The organism is Mycolicibacterium setense (assembly GCF_000805385.1).
Taxonomy (GTDB): domain Bacteria; phylum Actinomycetota; class Actinomycetes; order Mycobacteriales; family Mycobacteriaceae; genus Mycobacterium; species Mycobacterium setense.
Window position 1 is genome coordinate 367385 of the sequence record NZ_JTJW01000003.1, and the last position, 19356, is coordinate 386740.

At 67.8% G+C, this 19356-nt stretch carries 16 protein-coding genes; 13 read left to right on the plus strand and 3 right to left on the minus strand.

All coding sequences use genetic code 11. The annotated features are described in order from the left end of the window. Positions 1-9: 9 nt before the first annotated feature. The gene (locus QQ25_RS03250; RefSeq protein ID WP_039313321.1) at positions 10-624 is read right to left on the minus strand and encodes a TetR/AcrR family transcriptional regulator; all 615 of its coding nucleotides are present in this window, start codon (positions 622-624) and stop codon (positions 10-12) included. A 76-nt stretch (positions 625-700) separates the two neighbouring features. Here QQ25_RS03250 and QQ25_RS03255 point away from each other — a divergent pair, with 76 nt between their 5' ends. The 13 genes from QQ25_RS03255 (at position 701) to eccE (ending at position 17206) form a co-directional block, all read left to right on the plus strand. Further along, entirely contained in the window at positions 701-1603 is a 903-nt protein-coding gene (locus QQ25_RS03255; RefSeq protein ID WP_039377748.1) for an oxygenase MpaB family protein, read from the plus strand. 30 nt (positions 1604-1633) lie between these two features. Next, positions 1634-2536 carry a class I SAM-dependent methyltransferase gene (locus tag QQ25_RS03260; protein WP_039377112.1) on the plus strand — a complete coding sequence of 301 codons (903 nt, stop codon included), beginning with the start codon at positions 1634-1636 and terminating at the stop codon, positions 2534-2536. A gap of 186 nt (positions 2537-2722) precedes the next feature. Then, positions 2723-4492, plus strand: a complete 1770-nt coding sequence (gene eccA, locus QQ25_RS03265; RefSeq protein ID WP_039313331.1) for a type VII secretion AAA-ATPase EccA — start codon at positions 2723-2725, stop codon at positions 4490-4492. Then, complete coding sequence (eccB, locus tag QQ25_RS03270) at positions 4489-6042, plus strand: type VII secretion protein EccB (RefSeq protein ID WP_039377114.1); 1554 nt, start codon at positions 4489-4491, stop codon at positions 6040-6042. Before eccA ends, eccB begins: the two co-directional genes overlap by 4 nt. After that, the gene (locus QQ25_RS03275; RefSeq protein ID WP_039377117.1) at positions 6039-10004 is read left to right on the plus strand and encodes a type VII secretion protein EccC; all 3966 of its coding nucleotides are present in this window, start codon (positions 6039-6041) and stop codon (positions 10002-10004) included. Before eccB ends, QQ25_RS03275 begins: the two co-directional genes overlap by 4 nt. After that, a complete protein-coding gene (locus QQ25_RS03280) occupies positions 10004-10315 on the plus strand; it encodes a PE family protein (RefSeq protein ID WP_039377120.1) in 312 nt (103 codons plus the stop codon). The genes QQ25_RS03275 and QQ25_RS03280 overlap by 1 nt, the downstream gene beginning before the upstream one ends. A gap of 1 nt (position 10316) precedes the next feature. Beyond that, positions 10317-11876, plus strand: a complete 1560-nt coding sequence (locus QQ25_RS03285) for a PPE domain-containing protein (protein WP_039377123.1) — start codon at positions 10317-10319, stop codon at positions 11874-11876. Between the two features lie 49 nt (positions 11877-11925). After that, entirely contained in the window at positions 11926-12219 is a 294-nt protein-coding gene (esxG, locus tag QQ25_RS03290) for a type VII secretion system protein EsxG (protein ID WP_029106090.1), read from the plus strand. Positions 12220-12248: 29 nt separating this feature from the next. Further along, on the plus strand, positions 12249-12536 hold the full coding sequence (locus tag QQ25_RS03295) for a WXG100 family type VII secretion target (RefSeq protein WP_019342950.1): 288 nt from the start codon (positions 12249-12251) through the stop codon (positions 12534-12536). A 27-nt stretch (positions 12537-12563) separates the two neighbouring features. Then, a complete protein-coding gene (locus tag QQ25_RS03300; RefSeq protein ID WP_039377125.1) occupies positions 12564-13481 on the plus strand; it encodes an ESX secretion-associated protein EspG in 918 nt (305 codons plus the stop codon). A 2-nt stretch (positions 13482-13483) separates the two neighbouring features. Further along, positions 13484-14899, plus strand: a complete 1416-nt coding sequence (gene eccD / locus QQ25_RS03305) for a type VII secretion integral membrane protein EccD (protein ID WP_039377127.1) — start codon at positions 13484-13486, stop codon at positions 14897-14899. A 7-nt stretch (positions 14900-14906) separates the two neighbouring features. Further along, positions 14907-16286, plus strand: a complete 1380-nt coding sequence (mycP, locus tag QQ25_RS03310; protein WP_039377130.1) for a type VII secretion-associated serine protease mycosin — start codon at positions 14907-14909, stop codon at positions 16284-16286. Then, positions 16283-17206, plus strand: coding sequence for a type VII secretion protein EccE (gene eccE / locus QQ25_RS03315; RefSeq protein ID WP_039313359.1), 924 nt, complete (start codon positions 16283-16285; stop codon positions 17204-17206). The genes mycP and eccE overlap by 4 nt, the downstream gene beginning before the upstream one ends. On the opposite strand, the gene QQ25_RS03320 is transcribed toward eccE, so the two are convergent. Further along, positions 17162-18364, minus strand: coding sequence for an alpha/beta hydrolase family protein (locus QQ25_RS03320; protein WP_039377133.1), 1203 nt, complete (start codon positions 18362-18364; stop codon positions 17162-17164). The genes eccE and QQ25_RS03320 overlap by 45 nt on opposite strands. Positions 18365-18387: 23 nt before the next feature. Beyond that, positions 18388-19266 (minus strand): amidohydrolase family protein, encoded by an 879-nt coding sequence (locus QQ25_RS03325; protein ID WP_039377136.1) that lies wholly within the window; start codon positions 19264-19266, stop codon positions 18388-18390. Between the last annotated feature and the right edge of the window lie 90 nt (positions 19267-19356).

Sequence of the window (19356 nt, forward strand, 5' to 3'; positions counted from 1 at the left end):
CCCGGCACGTCAACTGCCCGGTTGTTGCAAGCCGGCCACCGCATCGAGCATCGAGCGCAGCTGGTTGATGAGTTGTTCGGGGGCCATCGCGACCTCGCCGGACAGCCACGCACTGATGGTCTGGGTCACGCCACCGACTGCGAAATACGAAGTGGCCCTGAGGTAGTCGTTCTCCTTCAGATGCAGCGCGTCGCCGGCGTGCTGACCGAGCAACGTGGCGAAGAGCGCCGTGGATTCGACGCGTTTGCGCATCAGCACCTCGTTGGACAATTTGACGCTGAACAGCAGGCGGCCGATCCGCCGGTCCTTGGCGATCAGGTGCACGATGTTGGCCATGCCGACGGTGGTCTGCTCGGCCAGCGGAACGGCGTCGACGGCGGCCTGCGTCGAGGTCGCGATGTCCGCGATGACCCAGTCGTAGACCGCGCCGATGAAGTCGTCCTTGTCGGCGAAGCTCTCGTAGAAATACCGAGCGGCGAGCCCGGCCGTGCGGCACACCGCGCGGACCGTCACCTCGCCGTCCTCGGCCCCGAGCAGGTCCAGCCCCGCCTCGAGCAGTTGACGACGCCGCTGCGCGAGGCGGTCGGCCGCCTCGATGCCGCGGTACGGACGGACCTGCTTCACCCAGACATCTTGACACCTGTCACGCGGCCGGGCCAATATCAGGAATCACACGTTCTCAGTTTTAGAAGGGGTGGCCATGACGGTCAGCGAACCGATCCCGCACGTCGAACGGGCGATGAGTGACTCGTCGCGCCCGGCGGCCGCACCCAAACGCCGCAGGCGGGGCGCCGGCTTCGATGACGGACTGATGGGTGTGGCGCTGCTGGCCGGTCCGGCCAACGTGATCATGCAGCTGGCCAATCCGGGCGTCGGCTACGGCGTCGTCGAGAGCCGCGTCGACAGCGGCCGCACCGACCTGCACCCGATCAAGCGCGCCAGGACCACCTTCACCTACCTGGCCGTCGCGACCCGCGGCACCGACGCGCAGAAGGCCGCATACCGGCGCGCGGTCAACAAGGCGCATGCGCAGGTGTACTCCACCGAGGACAGTCCGGTGAAGTACAACGCGTTCGACAAGAACCTGCAGCTGTGGGTGGCTGCGTGCCTGTACAAGGGCGGAGTCGACGTGTTCCGGATGTTCGTCGGTGAGCTGGACGACGAGACGGCCGACCAGCACTACCGCGACAGCGTCACGATGGGCACCACGCTGCAGGTGCCCGAGGGCATGTGGCCGGCCGACCGCGCCGCCTTCGACCGGTACTGGGAGGAGTCGCTGGAGAAGCTGCACATCGACGACACCGTGCGGGGCTATCTGTATCCGATCGCGGCGGGCCGGCCCAAGAATCCGAAGCTGCCCCGTGCGGTGCAGCGCCGGCTCGACGCGGCTGCTCTACTCATCACCACGGGTTTCCTGCCGCAGCGGTTCCGGGACGAGATGCGGTTGCCGTGGGATGCGGAGAGCCAGAGGCGTTTCGACCGGCTGATAGCGGTCCTGCGCACGATCAACGATCTGCTGCCGTCGTTCTTACGGCAGTTCCCGTTCAACCTGCTGCTCAAAGATCTCGACTGGCGGATCCGCACCGGTCGTCCCCTGGTTTAGCTGTCAGATTCGCGGCGTACCCTCGCGGCCGTGCGCACCGGACGAACAGACAACGACAACTGGGATATCACCACGAGCGTAGGGCAGACAGCGCTATTCGTCGCTGCCTCAAGGGCATTGGAGGCCAAGAAGCCTGATCCGCTTGCCGTCGACCGGCATGCCGAGGCATTCTGCCGCGCGGTCGGGGGCGAGTGGACGGCCGCAGTCGAGGGCACCGACCCAGAACATCCGCTGCAGACCGAATTCGGCGAGGCCTTCGTCAACTTCCAGGCCGCCCGCACGAAGTACTTCGACGAATACTTCGCCAGGGCCATCGACGCCGGGGTCAAGCAGGTTGTGCTGTTGGCGGCGGGCCTGGACTCGCGGGCCTACCGGCTGCCGTGGGCCGACGGCACCGTGGTCTACGAGCTGGATCAGCCCCGGGTGCTGGAGTTCAAGCGCGACACCATGGACCGGCTCGGGGAAGTGCCGACGGCCGAACGGCGCGAGGTGGCGATCGACCTGCGGGAGGATTGGCCGCAGGCCCTGCGGGCAAGTGGTTTCGATCCGTCGCGCCCTTCGGCGTGGATCGCCGAGGGATTGTTGATCTATCTCCCCGCCACAGCACAGGAACAGCTGTTTGCTGGAATCGATGCGCTGGCGGCGCCGGGCAGTTTCGTGGCGATCGAGGAGGCGGTTCCGATGCCGGACGACGCGTTCGAGGCGAAGCGCGCAGAAGCGCTGTCCTCCGGCGAGGAGAACGCCTTTTTCACGCTCGTGTACAACCAGCAACACGCGCCCGCGGATCAGTGGTTCGGCGCGCGGGGCTGGGATGCAGCAGCGGCGCCGCTGCACCAGTATCTGGCCGATGTCGGTCGGCCGGTGCCCGCCCCCGACTCCGAGGCCGGGCTCATGACGGGAACTATCACCTTGGTGGCCGCGACCAAAAGGTGAGGCAGTTCACCAGCCTGTGCGATGAGGTGCCTCTCGACACTTAAGTTATGCAATGCTAACTTCAGCAAAAGTTAGCTTAGCCATACATAAGGGAGAGAATCGGGGGCTTCGTCGCTCCCGTGCACGCATATGGGTAGTGACACGCTTGCGGCTCCGCCTCAGGGAGCACCCCGGCTCGATCGCGATGTGATCAGCCGCTTCGCCACATGTTGTCGTGCGTTGGGGTTGACGGTGAACGACCGTCAACGGCCCGCCGATCTCGACGCGGCCCGGGCCGGCTTTGCTGGTCTGACCCGCATCGCGCACGACCACTGTGACGCCTGGGCCGGTCTGGCCGCGGCCGGTGATGTGTCCGGACCGGTCATCGACGCGGTGTGGCGCACCCGGGGCAGCGCCGGCCTGCTGCAGCGCGAGATCGACCTGGCTGCCGGTGCCCTCGGGTTCCTCTACGACAGTGGGCTCTATCTTCAGTTCCGGGCCAGCGAGGTGGACGATTTCCAGCTCGCCTACGCGGCGCGGCGTTACGCCTCGGGCGCGCGTGCCGAGGCCGACGCGCTGGTGGCCGACCTACTCGACCGCCGTCCCGGCTGGCTCAACGCCACCTGGCTGCGGGTGGCGTTCAACCACCACGCCGAGCGCTGGTCCGACGTGGTGCGTCTGCTCACCCCCGTGGTCACCAACCCGTCGCTCGACGAGGTCACCTCGCACGCCGCACGGATCACCCTCGGCATCGCGCTGGCCCGGCTCGGCATGCCGGCCCCCGCGCTGTCCTATCTGGAGGACCCGTCGGGCCCGATCGCGGTGGCAGCCCTCGACGGTGCGCTCGCCAAGGCACTGACCCTGCGCGCGCAGGGCGAAGACGAGGACGCAGGCGAAGTACTGCAGGACCTGTTCGCGGCGCACCCGGAGAACAAGCAGGTCGAGGACGCCCTTACGGATCCGTCTTTCGGGCTGCTCACCACCAACGCCGCCCGCATCGACGCCCGCACCGACCCGTGGGATCCCGAGACCGAACCCTCGGAGTCGGATTTCGTCGATCCCGGCGCCAAGGAGCGCAAGGCGCACCTGCTGGTCGAGGCCGAAGCCGAGCTGGCCGAGTTCATCGGTCTGGAAGAAGTGAAGTTCCAGGTCGCACGGCTCAAGAGCTCGGTCGCCATGTCGATCCGCCGCCAGGAGCGCGGGCTGGCCGTGGCCCAGCGCACCAACCACCTGGTGTTCGCGGGCCCGCCCGGAACGGGTAAGACCACCATCGCCCGCGTGGTCGCCAAGATCTACTGCGGCCTGGGCCTTCTCAAAAAGGAGACGGTCCGCGAGGTGCATCGCGCCGACCTGATCGGCCAGCACATCGGTGAGACCGAGGCCAAGACCAACGCCATCATCGACAGCGCACTCGACGGCGTGCTGTTCCTCGACGAGGCCTACGCCCTGGTGTCCACCGGCGCCAAGAACGACTTCGGCCTGGTGGCCATCGACACCCTGCTGGCCCGGATGGAGAACGACCGCGACCGGCTCGTCGTCATCGTCGCCGGGTACCGCAAGGACCTCGACATGTTCCTCGACACCAACGAAGGTCTGCGCTCGCGTTTCACCAGAAGCATCGACTTCCCGTCGTACTCGTCGTCCGAGCTCGTCGAGATCGCCGAGCGGATGGCCGAGAAGCGCGACAGCACCTTTGAGAAGACTGCGCACGACGAGATGGAGAGGCTGTTCGGCCACCTGGCGTCGGCCACCATGCCCGACGCCAGTGGAGTGCAGCGCCGCTGCCTCGACATCGCGGGCAACGGTCGATTCGTGCGAAACCTGGTCGAGCGTTCGGAAGAGGAGCGCGAGTACCGCCTCGATCATTCTGACAACGACGACTTCACCGACGAGGAGATGATGACGATCACCGCCGGTGACGTGAACAATTCGGCTGCCCCGCTGCTGCGTGGCCTGGGCTTGTCGGTGCCTGAATGACCGCCCCGGGGTCTGACGAGCGCCGCTCCTTCACGTCACGCACGCCGTCAAACGAGAATCCCGACGGTGTGCAGTACCGGCGTGGCTTTGTCACCAAGAACCAGGTCACGGGCTGGCGATTCGTCATGCGCCGCATTGCTTCTGGCGTGGCGCTGCACGACACCCGCATGTTGGTCGACCCGTTGCGCACGCAGAGCCGGGCTGTGCTGACCGGTGCCCTGATCCTGGTTACGGGTCTGGTTGGTTGTTTCCTGTTCTCACTGTTCCGGCCGGGCGGATCGGCGGGCAACGACACGGTCCTCGCCGACCGGTCGACGGCGGCCCTGTACGTGCGGGTCGGCGAGCAGCTGCATCCCGTGCTCAACCTGACCTCCGCGCGGTTGATCGCAGGCAAGGCGGACAACCCGACCACTGTCAAGACCAGTGAGATCGACAAGTTCCCGCGCGGGAACCTGCTCGGCATCCCCGGTGCGCCCGAGCGGATGGTGCAGACCACCAGCACCGACGCGGATTGGACCGTGTGCGACGCGGTCTCCGGCGCCAACGCCGGGGTGACGGTCATCGCCGGCACACTCGGATCGGGCGGTGAGCGTGCCCTGGCGCTGACTTCCGACCAGGCCGTGCTGGTGCACCACAGCGGTGGCCCCACCCCGGGCGACTGGCTGCTGTGGGACGGCAAGCGCAGCCCGATCGACTTGGCCAACCGTGCCGTCACCGATGCCCTCGGTCTCGGCGGGCAGATCCCCGCGCCGCGGCCCATCGCGGCCGGCCTGTTCAACGCCATCCCCGAAGCGCCCGCGCTGACCGCCCCGGCCATCGCCGACGCCGGCGCACCGACGAATTACGGGTTGTCGACACCAGTGCCCGTCGGTGGTGTGGTGGCGGCCTATGGCGCTGACAACACCGCCCACTACTACGCGGTGCTGTCCGACGGTCTGCAGCCGGTCTCTCCGGTGCTGGCTTCGATCTTGCGCAACACCAACTCCTACGGCCTGGACCAGGCACCGCGGATCGGGCCCGACGAGGTGTCGCGGATGCCTGTCTCACATGCGCTGGACACCGCCGCCTACCCGGATGCACCCGTCCAGCTGGTGTCAGAGTCGACCGCCCCGGTGACCTGCGCCCAGTGGATCAAGCCGACCGGTGCGACCGAGAGCAAGCTGTCGGTTCTCTCGGGTGCGGCGCTGCCGGTGCCCGACGGTCTGCGCCCCGTCGATCTGGTCGGAGCGGGCAGCAACGGCGCCGCCAACCGGGTCGCGCTCGCCCCCGGTAGCGGTTACTTCGTGCAGACCGTCGGAGCCGAGCCGGGCTCGCCGACCGCGGGCTCGCTGTTCTGGGTGAGCGACACCGGAGTCCGTTACGGCATCGAGACCGCCGGTGACGACAAAGTTGTTGCGGCGCTGGGCCTTACCTCGCCTGCCCTACCCATTCCATGGTCGATCCTGACGCAGTTCGCTGCCGGCCCGACCCTGTCCCGTGGCGACGCCCTGACCGCTCATGATGCGCTGTCGTCCAATGCAAATGCTGCCCGCCTGGAGGCAACGCGATGAGTAGGCTTATTTTCGAGCACCAGCGCAGGCTGGCTCCGCCGACCACCCGCAAGGGCACCATCACGATCGAGCCGCCGCCGCAGTTGGAGCGGATAGTCCCGCCGTCGCTGCTGCGTCGGGTGCTGCCGTACCTGATCGTCATCTTGATCGTGGGCATGATCGTGGCGCTGTTCGCCACCGGGATGCGGATGATCTCGCCGACCATGCTGTTCTTCCCGTTCGTATTGCTTCTGGCTGCCACCGCGCTCTACCGCGGCGGCAACAAGATGCGCACCGAAGAGGTCGATGCCGAGCGTGCGGACTATCTGCGCTACCTGTCGGTGGTCCGGGACAACGTCCGGGCCCACGCGGCTGAGCAGCGTGCAGCGCTGGAGTGGTCCCACCCGGAGCCCGAGGCGCTGGCCATCATTCCGGGCACCCGTCGGCAGTGGGAGCGCGATCCGCGCGACCGTGACTTCCTGGTGCTGCGCGCCGGACTGCACGACGTGCCGTTGGATGCGGCCCTGAAGGTCAAGGACATCGCCGACGAGATCGACCTGGAGCCGGTGTCGCACAGCACTCTTCGCGGTCTGCTCGACGTGCAGCGCACCGTGCGTGACGCCCCGACCGGAATCGACGTCACCAAGCTCGCCCGGATCACCGTGATCGGTGAGGCCGGGGAGGTCCGTGATGCGCTGCGGGCCTGGATCGCTCAGGCCGTCACCTGGCACGACCCGACCATGCTGGGGGTGGCGCTGGCCTCACCCGACGTCGATGCCGATGACTGGTCGTGGCTGAAATGGCTGCCGCACGTTGATATTCCGTCCCAGGCCGACGGTGTCGGCCCGGCGCGGTACCTGACCGCCGGTGTCACCGAGCTGCGCGGACAACTCGATTCGGCCCTGGCCGGCCGGCCTGCATTCCCCGCTGAGGCGGACCAGGCGCTCAAGCACCTGCTGGTGGTGCTCGACGATCCCGAGGCCGATCCCGACGACATCGCCCGCAAGCCCGGTCTGACCGGGGTGACCGTGATCCACCGCAGCGACAAGCTGCCCAACCGCGAGCAGTACCCCGATCCCGAGCGGCCCATCCTGCGGGTCACCGAAGGCCGGATCGAGCGGTGGCAGAGCAGTGGATGGCAGCCGTTCGTGGACAAGGCCGACGCGATGTCGGCCGCCGCTGCCGCCCACATCGCGCGGCGCCTGTCGCGCTGGGACTCCAACCCCGGCTACGTGCGGTCGACCGCCACCGGCGGTGCCACCTTCACCACGCTGCTCGACATCCCGGATGCCGCGGCACTGGATGTCGCCAGCCTGTGGGCTCCGCGTAACCGCGACGACGAGCTGCGGGTGCCGATCGGCGTCACCGCCACCGGTGAGCCGCTGTACTTCGACCTCAAGGACGAGGCCGAGGGCGGCATGGGCCCGCACGGCCTGATGATCGGTATGACCGGCTCGGGCAAGTCTCAGACCCTGATGTCGATCCTGTTGTCGCTGTTGACCACTCACTCCGCTGAGCGGCTGATCGTGATCTACGCCGACTTCAAGGGTGAGGCCGGGGCCGACATCTTCCGCAACTTCCCTCAGGTCGTCGCGGTCATCTCGAACATGGCCGAGAAGAAGTCGCTGGCCGACCGATTTGCCGACACCCTGCGTGGTGAGGTGGCCCGCCGTGAGCAGATGCTCAAGGAGGCCGGCCGCCGCGTGCAGGGCAGCGCGTTCAACTCGGTCACCGAGTACGAGGCCGCCATCGCCGCTGGACATGACCTGCCCCCGATGCCGACGCTGTTCGTGGTCGCCGACGAGTTCACCCTGATGCTCGCCGAGCATCCCGAGTACGCCGACCTGTTCGATTACGTCGCGCGCAAGGGTCGCTCGTTCCGGATTCACATCCTGTTCGCGTCGCAGACCCTGGACGTGGGCCGGATCAAGGACATCGACAAGAACACGTCGTACCGGATCGGCCTGAAGGTGGCCAGCCCCAGCATCTCTCGTCAGATCATCGGGGTCGAGGACGCCTATCACATCGAGTCGGGTCGCGAGCACAAGGGCGAGGGCTTCCTGGTGCCTGCCCCGGGCGCGGTGCCGATCAAGTTCCGCAGCACCTACGTCGACGGCATCTACGATCCGCCGCGCGCCGAGAAGTCGATCGTGGTGCGGGCCCTGCCGCAGCCTCAGCTGTTCACCGCCTCGCGCGTTGAGCCAGAGCCCGATACGGTGATCGTCACGAACGAGCCAGAGGTCAACGTCGCGCCACCGCGCAAGCTGATCGCCACCATCGGCGACCAGTTGGCCGCCTACGGCCCGCAGGCACCCAAGCTGTGGCTGCCGCCGCTGGACGACGTGATCGCGCTCGATGACGTGCTGGCCCGCACCGGCATCGAAGCCGGCCAATTGCGTTGGCCGCTGGGCGAAATCGACAAGCCGTTCGAGATGCGCCGCGATGCCTTGGTGTTCGACGCGAACTCGTCGGCGGCCAACGTGCTGATCCACGGTGGTCCGCGATCGGGTAAGTCGACCGCGCTGCAGACCTTCGTCCTGTCGGCCGCCGCGCTGCATTCGCCGAGCGAGGTGAGCTTCTACGTCCTGGACTACGGCGGCGGCCAGCTCGCCGGCCTGGCGGATCTGGCTCACGTCGGCAGTGTCGCGTCCCCGCTGGAGCCCGAGCGCATCCGCCGTACCTTCGGTGAGCTCGAGCAGTTGCTGCGGGCCCGCCAGCAGCAGGGTGCGGTGAGCCGGGTGGGCAGGTATGCCGACGGCTATGGCGAGGTGTTTCTGGTCATCGACAACCTGTACGCCTTCAGCCGCGACAACACCGACACCTTCAATACCCGTAACCCCTTGCTGGCCAAGGTGACCGAGCTGGCCAACAGCGGTCTGGCCTACGGCATCCACGTCGTCATCACGACGCCGAACTGGCTGGAGGTGCCGTTGGCGATGCGCGACGGCCTGGGCCTGCGCCTGGAGCTCAAGCTGCACGACAGCCACGACAGCATCGTGCGGGTGGTGGGTGCGTTGCGTCGCCCGGCCGAGTCCGTGCCGGCCGATCAGCCGGGCCGCGGTCTGACCATGGCGGCCGAGCACTTCCTGTTCGCGCAGCCGGAACTCAGCGACATCGCCGTCATCAACTCCCGCTACCCGGGACAGAGTGCACCGCCGGTGCGCCTGCTGCCCACCGCGCTGGCACCCGCCGCGCTGCGGCCGCTGTACCCGGCTCCCGAGCAGGTGGTCATCGGCCAGCGCGAAGAAGACCTGGCGCCGGTGGTGCTGGACTTCAAGAACAACCCGCTGCTCGCGGTGTTCGGCGATGCGAAGTCAGGCAAGACCACGCTGCTTCGTCACATCATCCGGACCATCCGGGAAAACTCCCGGCCCGATGAGGTGGCCTTCACGGTCATCGACCGGCGACTGCACCTGGTGGAGGAGCCGTTGTTCCCGGACAACGAGTACACCGCCAATATCGACCGCGTCCTGCCGGCGATGCTGGGTCTGTCGGCACTCATCGAGAAGCGCCGTCCGCCTGCCGGTTTGAGCCCGCAGGAGCTCAGCGCCTGGAGTCAGCGGACGGGGTCCGACGGCCACATCCACTACCTGATCATCGACGACGTCGACCAGATCCCCGATGGACCCGCGGTCAGCGGCCAGTTCGCCGGGCAGCGGCCGTGGACCAACATCGTGGGTCTGCTGGCCGAGGCATCCGATCTGGGACTGCGCGTCATCGTCACGGCCCGGGCCACCGGATCGGCGCACGCCGTGATGACGGCGCCGTTGCTGCGTCGCCTCAACGACCTTCAGGCGACCACGTTGATGCTGTCGGGCAATCCCGCCGACAGCGGCAAGCTCCGCGGGCACCGGTTCGCCCGGTTCCCCGCGGGACGCGGCATGTTGCTCGGCGACGGCGACGCGCCCGAGTTCGTTCAGCTCGTCAACCCACTCATCGATGACGCGGCACTGTCCGTGAACAACGGGAGAAAGGAATCCTGATGACATTGCGAGTAGTTCCGGAAGGATTGACCGCCGCGAGTGCGGCCGTCGAGGCGCTCACCGCGCGTCTGGCCGCCGCCCATGCCGCGGCCGCCCCCCTGGTCTCGGCGGTGATCCCGCCTGCCGCGGATGCGGTGTCGTTGCAGACCGCGACCGGATTCAGCGCCCACGGCGCCCAGCACTCGACGCTGGCCGCTCAGGGTGTGGAGGAGCTCGGCCGTTCGGGTGCCGGTGTCGCGGAGTCCGGCGCCAGCTACGTCACCGGTGACGCGATGGCCGCCGCGTCCTACATGACTGCGCGCGGCATCTGACATGACCGCCCCCATCTGGATGGCCCTACCACCCGAGGTGCACTCGACGCTGCTCTCCAGCGGTCCAGGCGCCGGGTCGTTGCTGGCCGCAGCGGGGGCGTGGCAGTCGCTGAGCACCGAATACGCCTCGGCGGCAGCAGAACTCACCAGTGTGTTGGGTGGGGTGCAGGCCGGCGGATGGGAAGGGCCGAGTTCGGAGCAGTACGTCGCCGCGCACGGGCCGTACCTGACCTGGTTGGCGCAGCAGAGCGCCAACAGTGCCGCGGTCGCGGTACAACACGAGACCGCCGCCGCGGCCTACACCACGGCAGTGGCCACCATGCCGACGCTGCCCGAGCTCGCGCTGAACCACGTCGTACACGGTGTCCTGATCGCCACGAACTTCTTCGGTATCAACATGATTCCGATCGCGGTCAACGAGGCCGACTACGTCCGGATGTGGATCCAGGCAGCCACCACCATGGCCACCTATCAGGCCGTCTCGGGAGCTGCCGTCATGGCTGCCCCAGCCGGAACACCGTCGCCGATGCTGCTCAAACCCGGTGTGGGGGAGGCAGGTACCGCATCGGCCAACATGCAGCAGATGACGACGCAGGCCCAGGCCGCTGAATCCGGTTCGGCGATGGACAGTTCGAACTTCTTGTCCGACCTGCTCGAGCAGTATTTGCAGAACGTGCCCGGTGGGCAGGACATCATCGACTTCCTCAAAGACCCGATGGGCAACTTGAGCAAAATGCTCAACGACTTCATGACCGACCCGATCGGCGCGTGGGGTACCTGGGGACCGTTGTTGTCGGCCGTTGCCTACCAGGTCTTCACAAACCTGGTCGGATGGCCGACCTGGGGCATGATCCTGGCCTCGCCGTTCCTGATACCGGCGCTCGCGGCGCTGGGGATCACCGGACTGGTGTTGTTGGTCGACCACGTCATGCAGCCCCCCGCGGCGCCTGCACCCGCGGGCGCACCCGCCGAGATCGCGCCGCGGGTCGAGCAACAACATTCCTACCCGTTGGCCGGCCTGCCCGCCCCCGGCGGCACCGCGGTGGGTGCCGGTGCACCCGCAGGCGGAGGTGCCACGGCGGCAGGTGCCCCCGCGGCACCTGCGGCAGCAGCCGCACCGCTCGCGCCGTATGCCGTGATGAGCAACGACCCCGATGAGGGCTTCAGCCCGACGGTGGGCGGCAAGTCCAGTGCCTCGGCACCCGCTGCCGGAATACCCGCCGCAGCCTCGGGTGTGGCGGCGTCGCTGGCCGCCCGCCGGAAGCGTCGGCGCAAGCGGGGTGCGGCACTGGAGGACCACGCCTACGCGGACGCCTACATGGACTACGAAGCGCCGGATCCGGATCCCGCGCCCCAGCCGGAACCACGGGTACGCGCATCTGAAAGCGGTGCGGGGACCATGGGATTCACCGGTACCGAAACGAGATCCGACGCAGCCGCGGCGGGCTTGACCACCCTGGCCGGCGAGAGATTCGACGAGAGCCCCGTCTCGCCGATGCTGCCCGGTTCCTGGGACCCCAACGAGGCCCCGGGTAATCCGGAAGGGGGTTCGCGCAGCTGACCAGACCGCTCTTGAATGACCATCCATCAACGATCCGAAAGGAAAAACCATGAGTCTGTTGGACGCTCACATCCCCCAGCTGATCGCCTCCGAGGCCGCCTTCGGCGCGAAGGCCGCCCTCATGCGCAGCACCATCGCGCAGGCCGAGCAGGCCGCGATGTCCTCGCAGGCCTTCCACATGGGTGAGGCCTCCGCCGCCTTCCAGGCCGCCCACGCCCGGTTTGTCGAGGTGTCGGCCAAGGTCAACGCGCTGCTCGACATCGCGCAGCTCAACCTCGGCGATGCTGCGGGCACCTACGTCGCCCAGGATGCCGCCGCCGCCAGCACCTACACCTCGGTCTAGCCGAACAAGCAACGGATACAGGAGTTTTCATGTCTCAGATCATGTACAACTACCCGGCCATGCTGGCGCACGCCGGGGAGATGAACACCTACTCGGGTGCCCTGCACGCCGTGGGCGCCGACATCGCCGCCGAGCAGGCCGCGCTGAGCAGCGCCTGGCAGGGTGACACCGGTATGACCTACCAGGCCTGGCAGGCGCAGTGGAACCAGGCGATGGAAGAGCTGACCCGGGCCTACCGTGCGATGGCGTCCACTCACGAGATGAACACCATGTCGATGAGCGCACGCGATGCTGCCGAAGGCGCCAAGTGGGGCTAGTGCCAGTGGCCTTCGGGAGGCTCCACATTGAGCACGGGAGCTAACGCGGTCGAGCTGACCACCGATCAGGCCTGGTACCTCGCCGAGGTACTCGGCGCCGGGGCGTACCCGTGGGTGCTGGCCATCACGCCGCCCTACAGCGAGCCGGCGCAGCGCTTCGGCTTTGCCGCCGCGCAGACCGCTGAACTGACCAGGATGGGCGTGCTCGACGCCAGTGGTGGAGTCAATCCGCAGGTGGCGCAATGGGTTCGGCTGGCTTGCCGGGCAACCCAGTGGCTCGACTTGCGGTTTGTCTCCGGTCCGGGGGATCTGCTGCGCGGGATCGTCGCGCGGTCGGGTGGTCCGGCCGGCCGGACAGTTGTGGTGTTGCGCAACGCGCAGCTGGTGACGTTCACCGAGATGGACATCCACCACCCACACGGCCTGGTCCCGGTGCTCACTGCCGGGCTGTCGCAACGCCGGCCGGCACGGTTCGAGGAGTTCGCGTTGCCGGCCGCGGCCGGCGCCCGCGCCGACGAGCAGATCCGCAACGGCACCCCGCTGGTCGAAGTGCTCGGATTCCTCGGTGTCCCGGCTTCGGCCCGGCCGATCGTGGAATCGGTGTTCGACGGACGGCGTACCTACGTCGAGATCGTCGCAGGAGAACACCGCGACGGTCACCGGGTCACCACTCAAGTGGGGGTCAGCATCATCGACACCCCCGAGGGCCGGATTCTGGTCTCTCCGTCAAAGGCTTTTGACGGGGAATGGATTTCGACCTTCACGGCGGGCACTGCCGAAGCGATCGCGATGGCGATCGAGCGGCTCACTGCCTCGCTGCCCAGCGGTTCCTGGTTCCCGGACCAACCGATCATCCGCGACTTCGACAGCGAAGCCGCGGCACCCGACGACCACGCTCTATCCCACCGAGATTCACGCTCCATGAGAAGAACCCAGAAAGCATAGGAATGTCCGACAACACTGTGATGCCGATCGTTCGGGTGGCCGTGCTGGCCGCTGGAGACGACGGCGGCCGGCTGACCGAGATGGCCCTGCCGTCCGAGCTGCCGTTGCGCGAGATCCTGCCCGCGGTCCAGCGCATCGTGCTCCCCACCGGGGGCGATGACGGCGCGAGCGCCCCGGACCCGGCACGGCTCAGCCTGGCCCCGGTTGGGGGAGCGCCGTACAGCCTGGATGCCACGCTCGACACCGTCGGCGTGGTGGACGGGGATCTGCTTGCGCTGCAAGCCGTTCCCGCCGGGCCCGCCGCCCCGCGCATCGTCGAGGACATCGCCGACGCCGCCGTGATCTTCTCGGCTGCCCGCCAGCGTCCGTGGGGCGCAGCGAATATCGAGCGCTACGCATCGCTGGCGCTGATCGGTCTGATCCTGGTGGGCACCGGCCTGGCCGTCGCCCACCGCGTGGTGACCGGTGAACTGCTCGGACTGTTCGTCGTCAGCGGCATCGCCATCGCCACCGTGCTGGCCGCGCTGTCGACCAGAGGCCGGTCACCGGTCCTGGCCACCGCGCTGTCGGTCACCGCGCTGGTTCCTGTCGCCGCGGCGTTCGCGCTCGGCGTCCCCGGTGATTTCGGTGCGCCCAGCATCCTGTTGGCCGCGGCCGGAGTCGCCGCATGGTCCCTGATCAGCATGGCCAGCTCGCCCGATGACCGGGGTATCGCGGTGTTCACCGCGACCACCGTGGCCGGAGTCGGTGTGTTGCTGGTGGCCGGTGCGGCCTCGTTGTGGGAGATCAACTCGACGGTGATCGGGTGTGCGCTGATCCTCGTCGCTCTCGTGGTCACCGTTCAGGCTGCCCAGCTGTCCGCGATGTGGGCCCGCTTCCCGCTGCCAGTCATCCCGGCGCCCGGCGATCCGTCCCCGTCGGCACAACCGCTTTCGGTGCTGGCCGATCTGCCGCGCCGGGTCCGGGTGAGCCAGTCGCATCAGACCGGCGTCATCGCTGCGGGCGTGCTGCTCGGCGTGGCCGGGTCGCTGGCTCTGGTCGGCTCGTCGACCGCGTCGCCGTGGGCCTGGTACGTCGTGGTGGCTGCCGCGCTCGCTGCCGCCCTGCGGGCTCGCGTCTGGGACTCGGCCTCGTGCAAGGCCTGGCTGTTGGGCCATCCCTACCTGCTGACCGTCGTCCTGTTGGTGGCCTTCGCGATCGGTGGCCGGTACGAGGCCGCGTGGTGGGCGCTGGCCGTGCTGGCCGCCCTGGTCGTGGTTTGGGTTGTCGCCGCAGTGAATCCGCGGGCCGCATCCCCGGACACGTACTCGCTGCCGATGCGGCGCCTGGTCGGCTTCCTGGCCACCGGTCTCGATGCATCGCTGATTCCGGTGATGGCTTTCCTCATCGGGCTGTTCAGCCTCGTTCTCGACAGGTGATGAATCGGTGATCCAGAAGAGCCTGGGTGTTCTGGCCACAGCCGGTCTGGTGCTGTTGGTCGGCTCCCCATCGGCGGGTGCCGTCAGCCCGCCCGAGGTCGACCCGCAGGTCGCCCCGCCTGCCGGCAGTGCCGGTCCGGTGCAGGCGATGGCGCAGCGTTCAGCTTGTGCCACCACCGGGGTGATGCCGGGTACCGACCCCGGCGCGGTCAATCCGAATCAGTTGGCGCTCAACCTGTCCGGCGCCTGGAAGCAGAGCCGCGGACAGGGGCAGACCGTCGCGGTGATCGACACCGGGGTGCAGCCGGGACCGCGGCTGCCCCACGTCGAAGGCGGCGGTGATTTCATCGAGTCCACAGACGGTCTGACCGACTGTGACGGCCACGGCACCTCGGTGGCCGGCCTCATCGCCGGTCAACCCGGAGCCGACGGATTCTCCGGTGTGGCGCCGGAAGCCCGGCTGATCTCGATCCGGCAGAACTCGCCGCGGTTCGCGCCGCGCACCCCGGGCGCCGACCCCGTCGAGGCTCGTGTCGCTGCCGACGTGGCCAGCCTGGCCCGGGCGGTGGTGCGCGCGGCCGATATGGGTGCACGCGTCATCAACATCTCCGTGGTGACCTGTGTGCCGGCCGACAAACACATCGACCAGACCGAACTCGGTGCGGCGCTGCGTTATGCGGCGGTCGAGAAGGACGCGGTGATCGTCGCGGCCGCGGGTAACACCCAGGGTGGGATGACCACCGGATCCGCGTGCGGATCCAATCCGCTTGCCGACACGGGTGCTCCGGGCGATCCGCGTAACTGGGGTGGCGTCTCATCGGTGTCCGTCCCGTCGTGGTGGCAGCCCTACGTGCTGTCCGTCGGCTCACTCAACGCGACCGGTCAGCCTTCCGGGTTCACCATGGCAGGCCCCTGGGTGGGCATTGCCGCGCCCGGGGAGAACATCTCCTCGGTGAGCAACGCTCCCGGCGGAGGACTCGCCAATGCCATGCCCACCGACCAGGACAAGCTGGTGCCGCTCAACGGCACCAGCTACGCCACGGCGTACGTGTCCGGCGTTGCAGCCCTGGTGCGCAGCAAGTTTCCCGACCTGAACGCACGTCAGGTGGTGCACCGGCTGACCACGACGGCGCAGGGCGCCGCCCGCTCGCCGTCGAACGTGATCGGTGCGGGCGGTGTCGATCCGGTGGCCGCGCTCACCTGGGACGTCGCCGACATGCCGCTGGACGGCCCGGCGGCTCCCGCAGGCAAACCCATTGCCGCACCGGCAGAGCCGACTCCGCGTGACAACACCGGGCGAATAGTCGCTTTCGCCGGCACCGGGGTACTTGCGCTGGCCGCCATCGCTGTCGCCTTCAGCGCATATCGACGGAAGGACCATTCATGACCGCCCGACTTGCGTTGGCGTCCCTTTTCATCGTCGCGGCGGTGCTGGCTCGGCCGTGGCAGAGTAATACCGAACGCTGGGTGCTCGGGGTGTCCGTGGCCGCCGTGGTGCTGCTGCTGGCCTGGTGGGGTGGGTTGTTCCTGACCACTCGGATCGCCCGGCACCTCGCGGTGTGGCGGCGGAACCTCTCCAAGAAGCAGCCTGAGCAGCCGGTCGAGACAGAGACCGTCGTGCTGCGCGTCGATCCCGCGGATCCGGCCCAGCTGCCGGCAGTGGTCAGCTACCTCGACCGCTACGGGATCCGCTGCGACAAGGTACGCGTGACCCATCGCGACGCCGGTGGTTCGCGCCGAAGCTGGATCAGCCTGACCGTGGCCGCCCGCGACAATCTCGATGCGTTGCGCGCCCGCTCGTCGCGAATCCCGTTGCGGGACACCACGGAAATTGTCGGGCGTCGGCTTGCCGATCTCCTGCGTGAACAGGGCTGGACGGTCACGATCGTCGACGGCGTCGATTCCCCGCTGCCTGACCCGGGCAAGGAGACCTGGCGCGGCGTGAAGGACGAGTCCGGATACGTTGCGGCATACCGAGTCAAGGTCAGTGACAAGCTGGAGGCCGCACTGGCCGGGATCGGCGCTCTGCCGGCCCAGGAAACGTGGACGGCGCTGGAGTTCACCGGATCTCCGACACAACCGCAGTTGACGGTGAGCGCGGCGATCCGCACGCAGGACCGGCCGTCACGCAAGGCTCCGCTGGCGGGAATGACGCCGGCGCGTGGCCGGCACCGCCCGGCGTTGGCGGCGCTGAACCCGTTGTCTTCGGACCGTCTGGAAGGTACTCCCGCCGCGCTGCCTCAGGCAGTGCTGGGCCGGGGCTCAGTCGAACATGAAATCCCGCAGGAAGCGGGTCATCCGGCGTAGGTAGTCCGGCTGGCTCACATGCAGTAGGTGGTTGCCCGGGAACCAGTGGAACGCGCAGCGATCCCAGTGTTCCCAGAGCATTTCGGCCTGCTGCGGCGGGGCCAGCCGGTCACCGAGCCCGGTGATGATCAGCCGTCGTTCCTTGGGAACCAGGGGTCGGTAGTTCAATGGTGAGGCGTATCGCGCCGCCGCCTCGGTCAACGCCGGATCGGTTCGGGCCACGAGCCGTTGCAGCGCCACGAGCTTGTTGGCCGGGAACCATTCGTCCACCGTGCGATCGGGTGTCACCACGGGCACATTCGGGACCACGGCCTGAATCCGATCGTCCACACTGGCCAGCAGCGCCGAGGTGAAGCCGCCGAGCGATATTCCGGTCAGGGCAATCCGGTCGACACCGGTGGACTCCAGATAGTCGATCACCGAACGGAAGTCGTGCACTGCCTGGGCCATGGCCTCGGAGAAGCCGGCGTATCCGTGGGAGAAGAATCCGTACCCGCTGAACGGCGAGAACCGTTCGGCGCGGCGACCGTGAAACGGCATGGTGTAGAGCAACACGTCGTACCCGGAGCGGTAGAACCACGGCAGCGACAGGAACAGTCCGTTCGCCAGATACGGCGAACCCATGAACCCGTGGATCACGCACAGGGTGGGGTGGGGCCCGTCGTCGTGGCGCCAATGTTGTGCCCGGACAACGTTGTTGCGGGTGAAACCGCCACACATCTCACGCAGCGCGGGGTTGACCGCGGTGAAGCCGCTGTCGAACCGGATGTTCTCCACCCGGCCGTGCGCGATCATCTCGGCGACCGGATTGGCCGGGCGGGTGGATACCTGGGGAAGCCGGGTCGGCGCCGGGAACGACACGGCGGGATCTTGTGCCGCAGCCAGATCCGCGTAGAACCGCATGTGGTCGTGCTCGGTTCGGGATTGCGACGGTGCCCGAATCGAAGCCAGCATCGACGCCAGCGTGGTCGGCACCATCGACGTGGCCACGATCGAAGCGACTCCGGTGCGCAACGCGATGTCGGCCAGTGCGGAGGCGTCGACGATCGCGCGCTGTCGCACAGTCAGATCCGCGCGGCGCGGCAGGCCGCGGGCGCCTGCATCACCACCGGGGACGTCGGGAACGGGAATCGGGGGTTCCACCGGGTCCGGGTCCACGATCCCTGATGCTAGCCAACCGCTCAGCTCAGGCCGAACAACTTCGCGGCGTTGTCGTGCAGAACATTGCGCCGCCAGGCGTCGTCGACACCGGGCAGATCGATGAGGTGGTGCACGGCCTCGGCGTACCCGTAGGGGATGTTCGGGAAGTCGCTGCCGAACAGGATGTGCTGACCCAGGGCCTTCAGGCGGCTCAACTCGGTTTTGGGGAACGGCATCATCTCTTCGACGAACGGGGTGAACGCCATCGTGGTGTCCAAACGCACATTGTCGTAGCGTTCGGCGAGATCGAGAAACGCCGAGTACTCAGGCATGCCCATGTGCGCGACGATCAGTGCCAGGCGCGGGTAGCGGCTCAACAACCGGGCGATGGGCTCCGGGCCGGTGAAGTCACCGGGCGCCGGGCCGGACCCGCAGTGGATGACGACCGGGACACCGGCGTCCTCGATGAGCCCCCAGACGTTGTCGAGCAGGGAATCGTTGGGTTCGTAGTTGCCCACCTGAATGTGAGCCTTGAACACCTGGGTACCTGCGGCGATGGCGTCGGCGACGTAGCCCTTTGCCTCGGGTTCCGGGTAGAACGTGGCGGTGGCCAGGCAATCCGGGGTGTCCTGCGCGAAGGCGCGCGCCCATTGGTTGAGCCAGGCTGCCATGTTCGGCTTGTGCGGGTAGACCAGCGAGGTGAACTTTCGGATGCCGAACTCCCGAAGCGTGGCGACCCGCTTGGCCTCATCGGCGCGGTAGGTGATGGGCCATTCCCGGCCGATCAGCGGGCCCTGACTGTCGAAGTACTGCCACACCTTGTCCATGACGTTCTTGGGCATGAAGTGGGTGTGCACGTCGACGATGCCGGGCAGGCCCAGATCGGTCCAGATCTTGCGGACTTCGTTCGCTTCATCCATCGTGTCCCGACCCTATCGACCCACATCGCCACGCGGCGAAGCGCCGCCTTCCACCTCTGGGTCGTCCGGAGCGGTTCTGCGCAGCCCCGG